This is a genomic window from Cupriavidus sp. AU9028 (genome assembly GCF_019795295.1).
GTDB lineage: Bacteria > Pseudomonadota > Gammaproteobacteria > Burkholderiales > Burkholderiaceae > Cupriavidus.
The window spans coordinates 65,933-80,733 of the sequence record NZ_JAIMCG010000011.1 but is presented as its reverse complement, the minus strand read 5'-3'; the positions used below and the strand labels follow the sequence as shown (position 1 = coordinate 80,733).

General features: G+C 68.6%; 13 protein-coding genes. 5 read left to right on the top strand and 8 right to left on the bottom strand.

The features are described from left to right. Window positions 1–394 precede the first annotated feature (394 nt). Entirely contained in the window at window positions 395–1,504 is a 1,110-nt protein-coding gene (alr, locus tag K6V06_RS13505) for an alanine racemase (RefSeq protein WP_222244181.1), read from the top strand. Window positions 1,505–1,629: 125 nt separating this feature from the next. After that, window positions 1,630–2,991: a DNA repair protein RadA gene (gene radA / locus K6V06_RS13500; RefSeq protein ID WP_222244179.1), complete on the top strand. Its 1,362-nt coding sequence runs from the start codon at window positions 1,630–1,632 to the stop codon at window positions 2,989–2,991. Between the two features lie 24 nt (window positions 2,992–3,015). Here the strand turns inward: radA and K6V06_RS13495 are convergent, their stop codons facing one another. Further along, window positions 3,016–3,429 (bottom strand): hypothetical protein, encoded by a 414-nt coding sequence (locus tag K6V06_RS13495; RefSeq protein ID WP_255581833.1) that lies wholly within the window; start codon window positions 3,427–3,429, stop codon window positions 3,016–3,018. A gap of 486 nt (window positions 3,430–3,915) precedes the next feature. Here K6V06_RS13495 and K6V06_RS13490 point away from each other — a divergent pair, with 486 nt between their 5' ends. Together K6V06_RS13490 and K6V06_RS13485 are read left to right on the top strand one after the other, a co-directional pair. After that, window positions 3,916–4,401, top strand: coding sequence for a disulfide bond formation protein B (locus tag K6V06_RS13490; protein ID WP_222244177.1), 486 nt, complete (start codon window positions 3,916–3,918; stop codon window positions 4,399–4,401). Between the two features lie 52 nt (window positions 4,402–4,453). Continuing rightward, window positions 4,454–6,292, top strand: coding sequence for an ABC transporter ATP-binding protein (locus K6V06_RS13485; RefSeq protein WP_222244174.1), 1,839 nt, complete (start codon window positions 4,454–4,456; stop codon window positions 6,290–6,292). A 37-nt stretch (window positions 6,293–6,329) separates the two neighbouring features. Here K6V06_RS13485 and K6V06_RS13480 read toward each other — a convergent pair whose 3' ends face one another. Further along, a complete protein-coding gene (locus K6V06_RS13480; protein ID WP_222244172.1) occupies window positions 6,330–8,279 on the bottom strand; it encodes an ATP-binding cassette domain-containing protein in 1,950 nt (649 codons plus the stop codon). 197 nt (window positions 8,280–8,476) lie between these two features. Between K6V06_RS13480 and K6V06_RS13475 the strand changes: the two genes are divergently transcribed. Then, a complete protein-coding gene (locus tag K6V06_RS13475; protein WP_222244170.1) occupies window positions 8,477–9,595 on the top strand; it encodes a M14 family metallopeptidase in 1,119 nt (372 codons plus the stop codon). Here K6V06_RS13475 and prmB read toward each other — a convergent pair. The 6 genes from prmB to dapC all read right to left on the bottom strand — a co-directional run bounded on the left by prmB (window position 9,574) and on the right by dapC (window position 14,771). Continuing rightward, the gene (gene prmB, locus K6V06_RS13470; protein WP_222244168.1) at window positions 9,574–10,467 is read right to left on the bottom strand and encodes a 50S ribosomal protein L3 N(5)-glutamine methyltransferase; all 894 of its coding nucleotides are present in this window, start codon (window positions 10,465–10,467) and stop codon (window positions 9,574–9,576) included. The two genes, K6V06_RS13475 and prmB, sit on opposite strands and share 22 nt — an antisense overlap. Before the next feature lie 49 nt (window positions 10,468–10,516). Further along, window positions 10,517–11,698: a succinyl-diaminopimelate desuccinylase gene (gene dapE / locus K6V06_RS13465; protein WP_222244166.1), complete on the bottom strand. Its 1,182-nt coding sequence runs from the start codon at window positions 11,696–11,698 to the stop codon at window positions 10,517–10,519. A 61-nt stretch (window positions 11,699–11,759) separates the two neighbouring features. Continuing rightward, window positions 11,760–12,116, bottom strand: coding sequence for an ArsC family reductase (locus tag K6V06_RS13460; protein WP_222244164.1), 357 nt, complete (start codon window positions 12,114–12,116; stop codon window positions 11,760–11,762). Between the two features lie 30 nt (window positions 12,117–12,146). After that, complete coding sequence (locus K6V06_RS13455) at window positions 12,147–12,521, bottom strand: hypothetical protein (RefSeq protein ID WP_222244161.1); 375 nt, start codon at window positions 12,519–12,521, stop codon at window positions 12,147–12,149. A 118-nt stretch (window positions 12,522–12,639) separates the two neighbouring features. Beyond that, window positions 12,640–13,467: a 2,3,4,5-tetrahydropyridine-2,6-dicarboxylate N-succinyltransferase gene (gene dapD, locus K6V06_RS13450; RefSeq protein WP_222244159.1), complete on the bottom strand. Its 828-nt coding sequence runs from the start codon at window positions 13,465–13,467 to the stop codon at window positions 12,640–12,642. Between the two features lie 80 nt (window positions 13,468–13,547). Then, complete coding sequence (gene dapC / locus K6V06_RS13445) at window positions 13,548–14,771, bottom strand: succinyldiaminopimelate transaminase (protein ID WP_222244157.1); 1,224 nt, start codon at window positions 14,769–14,771, stop codon at window positions 13,548–13,550. Between the last annotated feature and the right edge of the window lie 30 nt (window positions 14,772–14,801).

The window sequence follows — 14,801 nt, the reverse complement described above, 5'->3', positions numbered from 1 at the left end:
ACCTGGGAAATGGGGTTGGCCATGACAGGCAGTTCGGGCGCGGACGTCCTGGCACGGAACACCCGCGGCCGGAATGGCCGCAGGTGCACGGTCCGGGGACGCAGCGCCTGCGGCCTCCGGCATTGTGTGTGCCGCATCGGAACGTACCGGACAGAACCCGTCATATTGCATCACTTTTGAAACATGGCCGGAACGTCCGGCTTTATATCACGAAAGTCTTGCAATTCCGAAGATGTGAAGACCCGGTTTTTGACTGCGATACGCCTCCCGGATTCCCATCTTCCTCGAACCAATATGGTCAAATAGCGGTCTATGCGTTGTTCCGCACGCGATCGTGCGCCGGCGCCGCCGTTCGTCGCCCCGCCACGGGGCTTCCTCCTCCCACCCGATAGCCATGCCACGCCCGATCCACGCCGTCATTCATCAACCCGCACTTGCGAACAATCTGGAGGTCGTGCGTCGACGAGCGCCCGCTTCGCGGGTGTGGGCGGTGGTCAAGGCCAATGCCTATGGCCATGGTCTGAAGCGGGCGTTCGGCGGGCTGCGCGGTACCGACGGCTTCGGACTGCTGGACCTGCAGGAGGCGGTGACGCTGCGCGAGCTGGGCTGGCAGGGCCCGATCCTGCTGCTCGAGGGCTTCTTCCAGCCGCAGGACGTGGCGCTGCTGGAAGAATACCGGCTGACCACGGCGATCCACTGCGAGGAGCAGCTGCGCATGCTCGAAGTGGCGCGGCCCAAGGGACCGATCGCGATCCAGCTCAAGCTCAATACCGGCATGAACCGGCTCGGTTTCCGTCCCGAGGAGTATCGCGCGGCCTGGGAGCGGGCCCGCACGCTGGCGTGTATTGGCAGCATCGTGCATATGACGCATTTTTCCGATGCCGACGGTCCGCGCGGCATCGACCACCAGCTGGACGCGTTCGAGCAGGCGACGGCCAATCTGCCGGGCGAGGCCAGCCTGTCCAACTCCGCGGCCACCCTGTGGCATCCGCGGGCGCACCGTGCCTGGGTACGCCCGGGCATCGCCCTGTACGGCGCTTCGCCCAGCGGCGTCCATGCCGATATCGCGGACCTGGGCCTGATGCCGGCGATGTCGCTGCACAGCGAACTGCTGGCGGTGCAGGACCTGCAGCCGGGCGACAGCGTTGGCTATGGCTCGCTGTTCACCGCGGAGCAGCCGATGCGGATCGGCATCGTCGCCTGCGGTTATGCGGACGGCTATCCCCGCCATGCACGGGGCTGGGGCGAGCATCGCGCGCCGGTGCTGGTGGACGGTGTGCGCACCCATCTGGTCGGGCGCGTGTCGATGGACATGCTGTGCGTCGACCTGACGCCGTGCCCGCGCGCCCGCGCCGGCACGCCGGTCACGTTGTGGGGGCATGACCTGCCCATCGACGACGTGGCGGCGGCCAGCGATACCGTCGGCTACGAGCTGATGTGCGCGCTGGCGCCCCGGGTGCCGGTCAGCGTGGCGACGTTGACCGCGGCCGAAGCCGAAGGCTAGGCCAGTTCCGCCTCTGCGCCGCCGAGGGACCGCCGCAGCGAGCCGGTCCTTTTCGTTTCCGTCTCTTTTCTGTCTCCTTTCTCTCTCCTTTCTCTATCCCCGCCGTGGCGGGGTCAGGAACGCCGTTGGCCAAGACCAAGACCATCCATACCTGCACCGAATGCGGCGGCACCACGCCCCGTTGGCAGGGACAGTGCCCGCATTGCCAGCAGTGGAACACGCTGGTCGAGACCGTACCGGAGGCGCCGTCGGCGCGCCGCTTCCAGCCGCTGGCCGCTTCGGCCACCGTGCGCCGCCTGTCGGAGATCGAGGCGGCCGACGTGCCGCGCTTCTCGAGCGGGATCGACGAGTTCGACCGCGTGCTGGGCGGCGGGCTGGTGGCCGGCGGGGTGGTGCTGATCGGCGGCGACCCGGGCATCGGCAAATCCACGCTGCTGCTGCAGGCGCTGGCCAATCTGGCCACCACGCGGCAGGTGCTCTATGTCAGCGGCGAGGAATCGGGCGCGCAGATCGCGCTGCGCGCGCAGCGGCTGGGCATCGAGAGCCCGAGCCTGGGTTTGCTGGCCGAGATCCAGCTGGAGAAGATCCAGGCGACGCTGGAGGCGGACAAGCCCGACGTCGCGGTGATCGACTCGATCCAGACCTTGTATTCGGAAGCGCTAAGTTCGGCCCCGGGCTCGGTGGCGCAGGTACGCGAATGCGCGGCGCAGCTGACCCGCATTGCCAAGAGCAGCGGCACCACCATCATCCTGGTCGGCCACGTGACCAAGGAGGGGAGCCTGGCCGGCCCGCGCGTGCTCGAGCATATCGTCGATACCGTGCTGTACTTCGAAGGCGATACCCACTCGTCGCATCGGCTGATCCGCGCCTTCAAGAACCGCTTCGGCGCGGTCAACGAGCTCGGCGTGTTCGCCATGACCGAGCGCGGCCTGCGCGGCATCAGCAACCCGTCGGCGTTGTTCCTGTCGCAGCACGAGGAGACCGTGGCGGGCTCCTGCGTGCTGGTGACGCAGGAGGGCTCGCGGCCGCTGCTGGTCGAGATCCAGGCGCTGGTCGATACCGCGCATGTGCCCAACCCGCGCCGGCTTGCCGTCGGGCTGGAGCAGAACCGGCTGGCGCTGCTGCTCGCCGTGCTGCACCGGCATGCCGGCGTCGCCTGCTTCGATCAGGACGTGTTCCTCAACGCGGTGGGCGGGGTCAAGATTACCGAGCCGGCCGCCGACCTGGCGGTGCTGCTGTCGATCCACTCGTCGATGCGCAACAAGCCATTGCCGCGCGGTCTGGTGGTGTTCGGCGAAGTGGGCCTGGCCGGCGAGATCCGGCCCAGCCCGCGCGGCCAGGACCGCTTGCGCGAAGCCGCCAAGCTCGGCTTTACGCAGGCGGTGATTCCGCGCGCCAACGCGCCCAAGCAGCCGATCGACGGGCTGGAGGTGATCGCCGTCGAACGGATCGAGCAGGCCATCGACCGGGTGCGCCAGCTCGACTAGCGGCCCGCGTCGGTTCGGCGTCCTTCAGTCGTACAGCAGGCCCTCGGCGAATGCGGCGAGCAGCCCGGCCAGCAACACCACCGCCGACACCAGCAGCCACTGCTGGGTGCGGCGGTATTCATGGACCAGATCGTCCTCGACGCGCAGCGAACGGAACAGCGCCACCGACTGCAAGGCGGCGGCGACCGCGACCGAGACTTCCACGGTCCATGCCAGCGCGTTCCACGGGCCCGGGCTTTCGAAGCTCCAGTAGCGCCAGAACGCCAGCGTGAAGGCCAGCAGCACCGAGATCGCGGTGATGCAGCCCTGGCGGTAGCCGACCGGCACGACGGCCGGCGGGGCAGGGGATGGGTCGGCTGAAGGCGGTGAGGCCGGCGTGCCCGCGGCCGCCGGGGAGGGCGTCGCATGGTGGATTGGCGCCGTCGGCGGCGAAGGCATGTCGGACTGCGCGCCGTGCCAGTTGGCGGCGGCTGGGCCAGCGGGGGCGGCCGCGGGCCGCATCGGGCTGGCAAGGCGGGCACGCTGTGGCGTGCGAAGAGCGCGCGGTCCGCGCAGGGTGGCGGACGATTTCATCGGGGGCATGTCGACAACGAGCGGCGCAGGCCAGCCGGGCATTGCGCCCGAGTTGGCCGCCATCGGAACGGCTGTACAGGAAGAGGATGCAGGCATTGTTGGCGAGCCGCGGCCCGGTCGCAATGCCGCCGACCGATTCTGCGTCAATTGGACGCAATGGGCCGCACTTGCAGTTGCAAGGCGCAGGCCTCCCAGGCCACTCGCAAGCCTCTGTCGAATGAAATACCCGGGACGCCAATCCGGGCTGGGCCGGCTCTGGGCAAAATCTGTAAGATTGCGGCTTGTTCTTGCGGCGTGCGGATTGCGCCGGTTGACTGACTCTTTTGCCCCAGCTAAAACCTCTCGCCTCACATGCAAGCGAACTCCCGAGCCTATTTCCTGCTGATTGCCGTCATCTCGTTCGGTCTGGTCGGCTATGCGCTGTACCTGCAGCATGCCGAGGGCTACCAGCCATGTCCGCTCTGCGTCATGCAGCGCTTCGCCTTCGTCGGTATCGGACTGTTCGCGCTGCTTGGCGCGCTGGGGCAGGGAACGCGCACCCTGTGGCAGGGGCTGGCGATGCTGTCGGGGATCGCCGGCATTGCGGTGGCGGGCTATCACGTGTCGCTGCTGCTGAACCCCAAGGCGAGCTGCGGCATCGATCCGCTGGAGAACTGGGTCAACGCGCTGCCGACTGCAAGGCTGCTGCCGCAACTGTTCTATTCGGATGGCCTGTGCACGGCGCCGCTGCCGCCCGTGCTGGGTATTTCCATTCCGGGCTGGTCCCTCATCTGGCTGGTGCTGCTGACTGGCGCGCTGGCGGTGGGACTGATTCGCCGCGAGCGCAACTATCGCTGAGACGGCCAGCCCCCGAACGCGGTCCGCCTGTGCGGACCGGCAGGAGAGTTCCGTGTTTGGCTGGTTTGAAAAACGGGTTCACAGCTACCCCGAGGGCGTTCCGGAGACGCCTCCGGTCGGGTGGTTGCGCTTCATCATCGCCTGCACCCGCGGGCTGCGCCGCTATCTGCTGGTGCTGGTGCTGTGCACCGCGGCCATCGGCATCTTCGAGGCGGTGCTGTTCAGCATGCTCGGCCGCCTGGTGGACTGGCTCGGCGCGATCGAGCCCGCGCAGCTGTGGACGGCCTATGGCGGCCGGCTGATGCTGCTGGGCGGCATCGTGCTGGCCAGCATCGCCGTGGTCACGGTCTGGTCGATGCTCAAGTTCCAGACGCTGCACGGCAACTTCCCGATGCGGCTGCGCTGGAATTTCCACCGGCTGATGCTCAGCCAGAGCATGAGCTTCTTCCAGGACGAGTTCGCCGGCCGCGTCACCACCAAGGTCATGCAGACCGCGCTCGCCGTGCGCGACTCGGTGATGATCGTGTCGGACATCCTGGTCTATATCGGCATCTACCTGATCTCGGCGGCGGTGGTGCTGGCCACCTTCGACCTCCTGCTGCTGGTGCCATTCCTGATCTGGCTGACGATGTACGTGGGCGCGTCCTGGTACTTCATCCCGCGGCTGGCCAGGGCAGCGGCGCATCAGGCCGATGCCCGCTCGGTGATGACCGGACGCATTACCGACGCCTACACCAATATCGCCACGGTCAAGCTGTTCTCGCATTCACGGCGCGAGGCCAGCTACGTGCGCGCCGCGATGCAGGAGTTCATGCGCCCAGTGTATGCGCAGGGGCGGCTGGTCAGCGGGTTCGAGATCACCAATCATGCGCTGATCATGATGCTGATCGTGGCGACTTCCGGCCTGGCGCTGTGGCTCTGGTCCCATGGGCATATCGGCATTGGCGCGGTCGCCGCCGCCACCGCGATGGCGATGCGCTTCAACGGCATTTCGCAATGGGCGATGTGGGAGATCGCCGAGCTGTTCGAGCATATCGGGACCGTGCGCGATGGCGTCTCGACGCTGGCTCGCCCGCACACCGTGGTGGACCGCCCGGGCGCGGTGCCGCTGCGGGTCGGGCGCGGCGAAATCCGGTTCGAGCGCGTTGGCTTTTCCTATGGCGCGGAGCGTGCGGTACTGCAGGACTTTTCGCTGACCATCCGTCCCGGCGAGAAGGTCGGGCTGGTGGGCCGCTCGGGCGCCGGCAAATCGACGCTGGTCAACCTGCTGCTGCGCTTCTACGACGTCGAATCGGGACGCATCCTGATCGACGGCCAGGACATCGCCGCGGTCACCCAGGACAGCCTGCGCGCGCAGATCGGCATGGTGACCCAGGACACCTCGCTGCTGCACCGCTCGGTGCGCGACAACCTGACCTACGGTCGTCCGGATGCCACCGACGCGGCAATGATGACGGCGGCCCAACGCGCCGAGGCGCACGACTTCATCCTGGCACTGAGCGACCGCGACGGCCGCCGGGGCTATGAGGCCCATGTCGGCGAGCGCGGCGTCAAGCTGTCGGGCGGGCAGCGCCAGCGGATCGCGATCGCGCGGGTGATGCTCAAGGATGCGCCGATCCTGTTGCTGGACGAGGCCACCAGCGCGCTGGACAGCGAGGTCGAAGTGGCGATCCAGCAAAGCCTGTACCGGCTGATGGAAGGCAAGACCGTGGTGGCAATCGCCCACCGGCTGTCGACGCTGGCGGCGATGGACCGCATCCTCGTGCTCGACCAGGGCCGCATCGTCGAGGAGGGGACGCACCGCGAGCTGCTCGCGCGTGGCGGCCTGTACAACCGGCTATGGCAGCACCAGAGCGGCGGTTTTCTCGCGCAGGAGGCGATCCAGGGATAAGCGGCAGGCGGCCTGCCGCCTCGGGGCGCCGCGGGCGCTACACCAGCTGCTCGATCTGCTCCTGCAAGCCCAGCCAGCGCTCCTCCAGCTCGCCCAGCTCGCCTTCCACCTCGCCCTGACGCTTGAGCGTCTCCAGCAGCGCCGCCTTGCTGGCTTCCGAATAGCTGGCCTCGTCGGCAAGGAACGCATCGATCTGCTGCTTGGCCTGCTGCAGCACGGCCATGCGCTTTTCCACCTGTTCCAGTTCCTTCGCCAGCGGCTTGCGCAGTTGCGCCAGCCGCTGACGCTCGTCCGCTTCGGCGCGGCGCTGGTCCCGTCGGTTCTGCGCGGACCCGGCGACATCGGGCGCCTGGCCCCCGTCGCCGGCGCCGCCGCCCTTGGCGGCCGTGGCCGAGGCACGCTTGGCGGCGGCCTGCTGCAGCAACCAGTCGCGGTAGTCGTCCAGATCGCCGTCGAAGGGCGATAGCGTGCCGCCCGCGACCAGCAGGAACTGGTCGGTGGTCGCGCGCAGCAAATGGCGGTCGTGCGACACCAGGATCAGCGTGCCGTCGAACTGGGCGAGCGCCATGGTCAGCGCCTCGCGCGTGTCCAGGTCCAGGTGGTTGGTCGGTTCGTCCAGCAGCAGCAGGTTCGGCTTCTGCCAGACGATCAGCGCCAGCGCCAGGCGCGCCTTTTCGCCGCCGGAGAACGGCTTGATCGGCGAGGTCGCCATGTCGCCGCGGAAGTTGAAGCTGCCAAGGAAATCGCGCAGCTCCTGCTCGCGGGTGTCGGGCGCCAGGCGCGCCAGGTGCTGCAGCGGCGAGTCGTGGTCGCGCAGCGTCTCCAGCTGGTGCTGGGCGAAGTAGCCGATCTGCAGGCCCTTGCCGTGCCGCATGGTCCCGGACAGCGGCGGCTGGGTGCCGGCCAGCGTCTTGACCAGCGTCGATTTGCCCTGGCCATTGGCGCCGAGCAGGCCGATGCGCTGGCCGTTCTGGATCGACATCGTCAGCCGGTGCAGGATCGTCACCGCAGGCTCGCCCTCATAGCCGCAATCGACGCCCTCGAGCACCATCATCGGATTGGGTGCCGAGTCCGGTTCGCGAAATTCGAAGGAGAAGCCCGCGGCCGCATGCACCGGCGCGAGCCGCTCCATCTTCTCCAGCGCCTTGACCCGGCTCTGCGCCTGGCGAGCCTTGGTCGCCTTGGCCTTGAAGCGGGTGATGAACGACTCGAGGTGGGCGATCTGCTTCTGCTGGCGCGCGTACGCGGCCTGCTGCTGCGCCATCTGCTGCAGCCGCAGCGTCTCGAACAGCGTGTAGTTGCCGCCGTAGCGGCGCAACTGCTGCTGCTCGATATGAACGGTCACGTTGCAGACGGCGTCGAGAAACTCGCGGTCGTGCGAGATCATCACCAGCGTGCCGGCATAGCGCGCCAGCCAGTCTTCCAGCCAGACGATGGCGTCCAGGTCCAGGTGATTGGTCGGCTCGTCCAGCAGCAGCAGGTCGGACGGGCACATCAGCGCTTGCGCCAGGTTCAGGCGCATGCGCCAGCCGCCGGAGAACGAGGCGACCGGCTGGCCGATCTGCGGCAGGGTGAAGCCCAGCCCCAGCAGTAGCGCTTCGGCGCGCGACGCCGCGGTGTAGCCGTCGGCATCGGCGTAGGCGGTGTGCGCCTCGGCCTCGGCATTGCCGTCGCCGCTGGCCTGCGCGCTGGCGATGCGCTGCTCGATGGCGCGCAGCTGCGTGTCGCCATCGATCACATAGTCCAGCGCGCTGCGCGTGACCGCCGGCGTCTCCTGGGCGACGTGGGCGACGCGCCACGAAGGCGGGATTGCCACCTCGCCGCCATCCGCGTGCAGTTCGCCGCGCAGCAGCGCGAACAGCGTCGATTTGCCGCTGCCGTTCGCCCCGACCAGCCCGACGCGCTCGCCGGGGTTCAGCGTCACGCTGGCATGGTCGAACAGCACCTTGGTGCCGCGCTGGAGAACAAGCTGGTCGATTCGGATCACGGGGGACCTGGAGGGATGCGAGAGGGGTTATTCGAGGGGCGGGGAACGGGGCCGCCGCAGGGCAACGCGCATTCTACCGCCGTCCGGTGGATTGCCGGGCGCGGCGATGGCGGACAGCGATAGCCAGTGCCGATGCTGGCGCAAGCGGCGCGAATGGCATTTAATGCCAGCATCGACCCCGGCAGCCGGAGATACCGATGCGCCTGCGTGATTGCTTTTCGCGAACCTATGCACAAGCCCGCGACCGCTTTTCCGAGGCGGCCCGCGCCGCCGGCCTCGCGACCGTGCCCTTCGCCCACCCCACCCATCGCGGCGTGCAGGACGAGGAGCTGGCGATGGACGTGGTCTGGGCCGGCCCGCGGGAGGCGAGCCAGATGGTGCTGCTGACCAGCGGCGTGCATGGCGCCGAGGGGTTCTGCGGCGCCGGCGCCCAGGTCGCCATCCTGGACGATGCGCTGCTGCTGCAGGACTGCGCCGATGCCGGGGTGGGGCTGCTGCTGGTTCACGCCGTCAACCCCTACGGCTTTTCCTGGCTGCGCCGGGTCAATGAAGACAATGTGGACCTGAACCGCAATTTCATGGATTTCACCGCGGCATTGCCTTACAACGCGGGCTACGCCGAACTGGCGCCGCTGCTGCTGCCCGACGCCTGGCCGCCCTCGGAGGAAGTGGAGACGGCGCTGTCCAATGCGGTGGCCGCGCGCGGCATGCGGTGGTATCAGGCGGCGATCAGCGCCGGGCAGTATCACGATCCCGCCGGCATGTTCTATGGCGGCCGGGTGGCCAGCTGGAGCAACTACACGCTGCGGCGCATCCTGGCGCGCTATGGCGCCGGCCGGGCCAGCCTGCGCTGGATCGACCTGCATACCGGCCTGGGCCCGTGGGGCTACGGCGAGCGCATCCATATGGGCCCCGGCGATGCCGACGCGCTGGCGCGCACGCGGGCGGTCTGGGGCGAGGAGGTGACGTCGATGGAGGATGGCACCTCGGTGTCCGCGCCGCTGCACGGACTGGTGTGGCATGCGGTGCCCGATACCCTTGCCGGCATCGATTACGCCGGCATCGCGCTCGAATTCGGCACGCTGCCGATGCCCGACGTGCTGCGCGCCCTGCGCGGCGATCACTGGCTGCACCGCCACCCGGATGCGGACAACACCCAGCGTGCGCTGATCCGCGACGCGATGTGGCAGGCGTTCTACGGCGATGCCGACGACTGGCGCGAAAACGTGGTCGAGCAGACCAAGGCCGCGGTGCGCGCGGCGATCGCCGGCGCCTTTCCTGCCGGCGGCGGGGCTCAGCCGGGCAGGGCGTCGTAGGTCAGCAGGAAGACCTGCGCGTCGCCGGCGCTGACCGGCAGCCAGACGATGGCCAGGTCGGGAAAGGCCGCTTCGACGTTGGCGAACTCGTTGCCAATCTCGACCACCAGGATGCCGCCGGGGTTGAGCCGGGCCTTGGCGCCGGCCACGATACGCCGCACCACGTCCATGCCATCGTCGCCACCGGCCAGCGCCATGCGCGGTTCGGCCAGGTATTCCGGCGGCAGCGCCTGCATCGCCTGTTCGTTGACGTAGGGCGGGTTGGTCAGGATCACGTCGTAGCGCGCATCGGCCGGCAACGGCGCGTAGAGATCGCCCTGCAGCAGCCGGATGCGGTCGTCCAGTCCATAGTCGGCGACGTTGCGGCGCGCCACCTCCAGCGCATCGGCCGAAAGTTCGACCGCATCGATCGTGGCCGACGGCCAGGCGTGCGCGGCGAGGATCGGCAGGCAGCCCGAACCGGTACACAGCTCCAGCACCGGACCGACTTGGTCCGGATCGCCGATCCACGGCTCCAGCCCTTCCTGCAGCAGCTCGCCGATGAAGCTGCGCGGCACGATCACGCGCTCGTCCACATAGAAGCGCATGCCATGCATGTACGCCTCCCGGGTGATATAGGCGGCCGGCACCCGGTCCTCCACGCGCCGGCGGATCACCTCCAGCACCGCGTCGATTTCCTCGGGCAGCAGGCGGGCATCGAGGAAGGGATCGAGCGTGTCCAGCGGCAGGTGCAGGGTATGCAGGACCAGGTAGACCGCCTCGTCATAGGCATTGTCGCTGCCATGGCCGAACGACAGCCCGGCCTGCTGGAAACGCGACACGGCAAGGCGCAGCAGGTCGCGCACGGTCTGAAGGGGAGTGGTGGTGGGCATGGCGGTCGCGTATCGAAGGTGGAAGCGGTGGTGGATGCAGCAGCCGCCTTCAGGCGATCAGCCGCTCCAGCACGCCGCGGTAGATGTCCTTCAGCGGATCGATGAAACGCACTTCCACGTGCTCGTCGATCTTGTGGATGGTCGCATTGGGCGGGCCAAACTCGATCACCTGCGGGCAGATGCGGGCGATGAAACGGCCGTCCGAGGTGCCGCCGGTGGTGGACAGCTCGGTCTGTACGCCGGTCCGCGCGGCAATCGACGCGGCCAGCGCTTCGGACAGCTCGCCGCGCGGCGTCAGGAACGGTTCCCCGCCGAGCGTCCACTCGATGCCGTAGTCCAGGCCATGGCGGTCGAGGATGGCATGGACGCGGGACTTGAGTTGCTCCGGCGTGCTGGCCGTGGAGAAGCGGAAGTTGAAGTCGATGGTGACGTGGCCCGGAATCACGTTGGTCGCGCCGGTGCCGGCATGGATGTTCGACATCTGCCAGCTGGTCGGCGGGAAGTATTCGTTGCCGTCATCCCAGCGCTCGGCCACCAGTTCCGCCGTCGCCGGCGATGCCAGGTGGATCGGGTTGCGGGCCAGGTGCGGGTAGGCGATATGGCCCTGCACGCCGCGCACGGTCAGCCGCCCGGACAGCGAGCCGCGCCGGCCGTTCTTGACCATGTCGCCCAGCGTGTCCACCGAGGTCGGCTCGCCGACGATGCAGTAGTCCAGGCGCTCGCCGCGCGCCTGCAGCGCCTCGACCACCTTGACGGTGCCGTCATGCGCCGGGCCTTCCTCGTCGCTGGTGATCAGCAGCGCGATCGAGCCGGCGTGATCCGGGTTGGCCTGCACGAATTCCTCGGCGGCCACCACGAAGGCGGCGATCGAGGTTTTCATGTCGGCGGCGCCCCGGCCGAACAGCTTGCCGTCCCGGTGGGTAGGCTCGAACGGATCGGATTGCCATTGCTCGCGCGGACCGGTCGGCACCACGTCGGTATGGCCGGCGAAGGTCAGCAGCTTGCCCGCGGCGCCGAGCTTGCCGCGCCGCACGGCCCACAGGTTGGTGACCTGGAACGATTCGGGCCCGCTGACCAGCGATTCGCAGACGAAACCCAGGCGCGTCAGGCGCTCCTGCAGCACGGCCTGGCAACCGGCATCCACGGGCGTGACCGACTGCCGCCGGATCAGGTCTTCGGTGAGCGCAAGGGTGGCCGAGTTGGCGGAGGGGGCCGGGGAGGGCTGGGTCATGGCTTCAGGTAGTACGGGTGAGCGGCCCTGCTGGCCGGGATTGCGGGAAGTGAGAAAGGGGTCAGGCCGCGGCGAAGCGCTCGGCGTACTGCTCGGCATGGAAGCCGACGGCAACCTTGCCCTCGTGCTCCAGCACCGGCCGCTTGATCAGCGACGGGCTTTGCTGCATCAGCGCGATGGCGCCGGCGACCTCGTCGGCACGCGCCTTGTCCGCATCGGACAGTGCGCGCCACGTCGTGCCCTTGCGGTTGAGCAGCACGGTCAGCGGCACCTGCTCCAGCCAGCCGCGCAGCAGCGCCTCGCTGACGCCCTGCTTCTTGAAATCGTGGAAATCGTAGCCGATGCCCTGGCCTTCGAGCCAGGTGCGGGCCTTCTTGACGGTATCGCAGTTGGGGATGCCGTAGAGTCGGACAGTCATGGTGTGTTGCAGGGTTCCGGGCGCAGGGGGTCAGCGCAGCAGCAGGTTGACGGCGATTACCAGCGCGGGCACGGCAATGCCGACACCGGCCATCGCCACCGCGGTCATCAGGCGCAGGCGGCGATCCAGCCGCGCGGCCTCCTTGCGCAGCGCCTCGATGGTAATGGCGTGCTGCTCGGCCAGCATCTTGACCGCCTCGGCCTGCTGCATCGCCGCCGCTTCCAGTTCCGCGACGCGGCGTGCCAGCTCCTCGGGGGGCGTGGCCGGCGCGGCAGAGTCGGCATCGGCCGGCTCGCCATCCTTGCGCTTGTTCTTCTTGAAGCGCTCGATGGTCTTGTTGGCCTGCTCGAGAATGGTGGGCAACAGGGAAAGCACGGTACTGACAGTGGCTGGGTCGAGGGCCATGAATCGCTTGCGTAGGGAAGGCACGGGGTTCCTCACAGGCCGCGCCCGCGGTGTTCCTTGACTGGAGCACCGCAGGCGAGCCGGGGCGGCGTCCGCAGGGCGCCGGACGCCCGTTGCATCAGTCGCCGCGCAGCAGGTCGTTCAGGCTGGTCTTGGCGCGGGTTTGCGCATCGACCTTCTTGACGATCACGGCGCAGTACAGGCTGTACTTGCCGTCCTTCGACGGCAGGTTGCCGGCGACCACCACCGAACCCGCCGGCACGCGGCCGTAGTGGATCTCGCCGGTCTCGCGATCGTAGATCTTGGTCGACTGGCCCAGGTACACCCCCATCGAGATCACCGAGTTCTCCTCGACGATCACGCCCTCGACGACTTCCGAGCGCGCGCCGATGAAGCAGTTGTCCTCGATGATCACCGGGTTGGCCTGCAGCGGCTCCAGCACGCCACCGATGCCGACACCGCCGGACAGGTGGACGTTCTTGCCGATCTGCGCGCACGAACCGACGGTGGCCCAGGTATCGACCATGGTGCCTTCGTCGACGTAGGCGCCGATATTGACGTACGAGGGCATCAGCACCGCGTTGCGGGCGATGAAGGAGCCGCGGCGTGCCACGGCGGGCGGCACTACGCGGAAGCCGGCCCTGGCGAAGTCGTCGGCGCTCCAGTCGGCGAACTTGGTCGGCACCTTGTCATAGAACTGCGCGAAGCCGCCGGCCGCCATCGGCGCATTGTCCTCCAGGCGGAACGACAGCAGCACGGCCTTCTTGACCCACTGGTTGACGACCCAGTCCGAACCCTGCTTCTCCGCCACGCGCAGCGTGCCGGCGTCGAGCTGGCCGATCACGTTGGCCACGGCTTCGCGGATATCGTTGGGCGCCGACTTCGGCGACAGGCTGGTGCGATCTTCCCAGGCTTGGTCGATCAGGGCTTGCAGAGCTTGCGTCATAACGGTTGGTGCGCGTGATTCGCGTCTCGGTTTGAGGTGGATTGGATGGGTGGATGCAGCGCTGGCGGCGCCGGGCTTGCTCAGGCGCCGCCGGGCAGCGACTGGCAGAACTGCACGATCCGCGCGGCGCCTTCCAGGCACTCCTCGGGCGTGGCGACCAGCGCCATGCGGATCCGGTTCGCGCCGGGGTTGATGCCGCCGGCCTCGCGGGCCAGATAGCTGCCGGGCAGCACCGTCAGGTGCTGCTGCGCATAGAGCCGCGCGGCGAACTCGGTATCGGACAGGCCGGTGCGCGACACGTCCGCCCACAGGTAGAACCCGGCGTCGGGCAGCGCGACATCCAGCACCTGCGCCAGCATCGGCGTGACCTGGGCGAACTTTGCCACATAGGCGGCGCGGTTCTCCCGCACATGTTGCTCGTCGCTCCAGGCGGCAATGCTGGCCGTCTGCACCGGCGGGCTCATGGCGCCGCCATGGTAGGTGCGATACAGCAGGAAACGGCGCAGCAGGGCGGCGTCGCCGGCGACGAAGCCGGAGCGCAGGCCCGGCACGTTGGAGCGCTTGGACAGGCTGGAAAACACCACCAGCCGGTCGAAGCCCCGGCCGAGGCGGTGCGCGGCTTCCAGCGCGCCCAGCGGCGGGCGGCTCTCGTCGAAGTAGATCTCCGAGTAGCACTCGTCGGAGGCGATCACGAAGCCGTGCCGGTCCGACAGATCGAACAGGTGCTTCCAGTCCTCCAGCGACAGTACGGCGCCGGTCGGGTTGCCCGGCGTGCAGACGTACAGCAGCTGCACGCGCGGCCACAGCGCCGGGTCGATGCGGTCGAAGGCCGGCGCGAAGTTGCGGGCCGGGTCGCTGTTGGCGAACAGCGGCCGGGCGCCGGCCAGCAGCGCCGCGCCTTCATAGATCTGGTAGAACGGGTTGGGGCAGACCACCAGGGCGTCGGGCCGGGCGCCGTCGATCACGGTCTGGGCGAAGGCGAACAGCGCCTCGCGCGAGCCGTTGACCGGCAGCACCTCGGTGGCCGGGTCGACTCGCGGCAGCCCGTAGCGCCGCTCCAGCCAGGCGGCGATGCAGCGCCGCAGCGCCTCGCTGCCGGCGGTGGCCGGGTAGGCCGCCAGACCGTCCAGCGAGCCGGCCAGCGCCTCCCGGATGAACGGGGGCGTCGGATGCTTGGGCTCGCCGATGCCGAAACTGATCTCGCGCAGACCGCTGCCCGGCCTGGCGTCGGCAGGAATCCCGGCGAACAGCGCCTTCAGTTTCTCGAAGGGGTAGGGCTGGAGCAGATCGAGGCGCGGATTCATTGGGAGATCGGCAGGTGGACGCAGGGGTGG